The following is a 1,447-nucleotide window of genomic DNA, read 5'->3' on the forward strand; positions in this document are numbered from 1 at the left end:
CGCTGTTGGCGGCTGGCGAGCCCCTCTGTGCCGCTCTCGTCGCAGTCGGGGCGCGGAGCGATACCGAGGTCAAACAGCTCAGTGACGCCAATGTCGAGAGCGACATCGTGAAAGCGATGCTCTTCGACCAGGCATTCATCATCGCCGCCCTGGCTATGTTCGCCGACAACGAGACCGACAGCACGTTGCTCAGGCTCATCGGGCAGTCGACCAAGGGCATCGCGAACGAGATCGGCAAGTCTGCCAAGACCACCGACACCGCCGAAGCCGCGTAACATGGGGATCATCGACTTCCTCGACGCCCACTTCATCGGCCTCAGCGTGGTCTTCTTGACCGCGTGGACGATCACCTGGGTCGGCCGAACTGTGGTGGCGAGCACCACGACCACGACGATCTCTCGCGTAATCAGCACCAACTGATTCAACAACTACCGCACGGGTGATCCCATCTCCCGTCACCCGTGCGCCCGCGCTGTAACCTCCGTCACCTTACAAGGATCGCATCACCATGAAGAAGCAGAACGCCAAGAAGCAGAAGGTCGACCACGTCGGCAAGATGCTCAAGGACAAGGCCGACCAGAAGGCGCAGATCGCAGCGCGCGTCGCGCCCGAAGCGCCGAAGAAGAACGAGGTCAAGAAGGTCTATGCGCTCGGGTCTCCCGGCCATAACCGCAAGGTGCTCGGTGTGACGCTGACCGAAGTCAAGCGCCGCATCAATGAAGAGACGGCCATCGTCAAGGTCGCACTCGACGCGAACGGTGACCCGACCGGCGAAAGCTCGACCTTCAACTATCGCGACACCGCCGCCTGCACCAAGCGCCGCCGCGAATACACGCGCCGCAACCTGATCGGCCGCAGCTCGAAGACGGCGAAGCAGCGTCGCAAGAACAACCACGTCTCGGCGGTCGGCACCAGGGGCACCAAGCCGTCGAAGAAGAACAGCGCGAAGGGTGCCCCCTCCACGTCGGCGAAGAAGGCGGCCTGATCCATGCGCCAGTACACACGCGAAGTGAGCACCGATCTCGGTGCCAAGATCACCATCCGCATCGAAGCGGACAACAACCAGGCCGTCGTCCTGAAGGACGATGATCTCGGGTACTCGACCACGCTCGACCCGAAAGCCGCCAACCAGCTCGGGCAACACCTGATCCAAGCTGCGCGGATCGCCGCCATCAACGTCCTCGATCCTCCGGCACAGCGCACCGTCCGCGACGGCGCTGGCATGTTGGACGTGCGCCTGGGGACCGATCAATGATGATGATCGACCGCAAGACCTTCGACGCACTCGCGGCGCTGACGGCCCACCCCAAGGCGTTCTTCAGCCTCCAACAGTTGCTCGACCACCTGGCCGCGCATCCCGACGAGAACCCGCTGGTCTACGCGAACGCGGTCAAGCTGCAACTCGACGTTCAGGCCGCGCTCGAAACGTACCTCGAAGGGCGCAAGC

Annotated in this window: 5 protein-coding genes; all 5 read left to right on the forward strand. The window is 63.1% G+C overall.

The window, feature by feature from the left end:
* Positions 1 to 275, forward strand: a 275-nt coding sequence (locus OO70_RS50295; RefSeq protein WP_043688241.1) for a hypothetical protein, incomplete at its 5' end; no start/stop codon positions are given.
* A 1-nt stretch (position 276) separates the two neighbouring features.
* Positions 277 to 420, forward strand: a complete 144-nt coding sequence (locus OO70_RS55165) for a hypothetical protein (protein WP_157577736.1) — start codon at positions 277 to 279, stop codon at positions 418 to 420.
* Between the two features lie 88 nt (positions 421 to 508).
* On the forward strand, positions 509 to 985 hold the full coding sequence (locus OO70_RS50300; protein WP_030529811.1) for a hypothetical protein: 477 nt from the start codon (positions 509 to 511) through the stop codon (positions 983 to 985).
* A 24-nt stretch (positions 986 to 1,009) separates the two neighbouring features.
* A complete protein-coding gene (locus OO70_RS50305; protein WP_157577742.1) occupies positions 1,010 to 1,255 on the forward strand; it encodes a hypothetical protein in 246 nt (81 codons plus the stop codon).
* Positions 1,252 to 1,447: hypothetical protein (locus OO70_RS50310; protein ID WP_043688243.1), on the forward strand; the 196-nt coding region annotated here is incomplete at its 3' end. The genes OO70_RS50305 and OO70_RS50310, both read left to right, overlap by 4 nt.

Origin of the sequence: Streptomyces xylophagus (assembly GCF_000716435.1) — a bacterium.
GTDB lineage: Bacteria > Actinomycetota > Actinomycetes > Streptomycetales > Streptomycetaceae > Streptomyces > Streptomyces xylophagus.

Excerpts from the sequence above, each read along its gene's own strand:
- OO70_RS55165 (WP_157577736.1), top strand. The coding sequence starts at position 277 with ATGGGGATCATCGACTTCCTCGACGCCCACTTCATCGGCCTCAGCGTG.
- OO70_RS50300 (WP_030529811.1), top strand. The coding sequence starts at position 509 with ATGAAGAAGCAGAACGCCAAGAAGCAGAAGGTCGACCACGTCGGCAAG.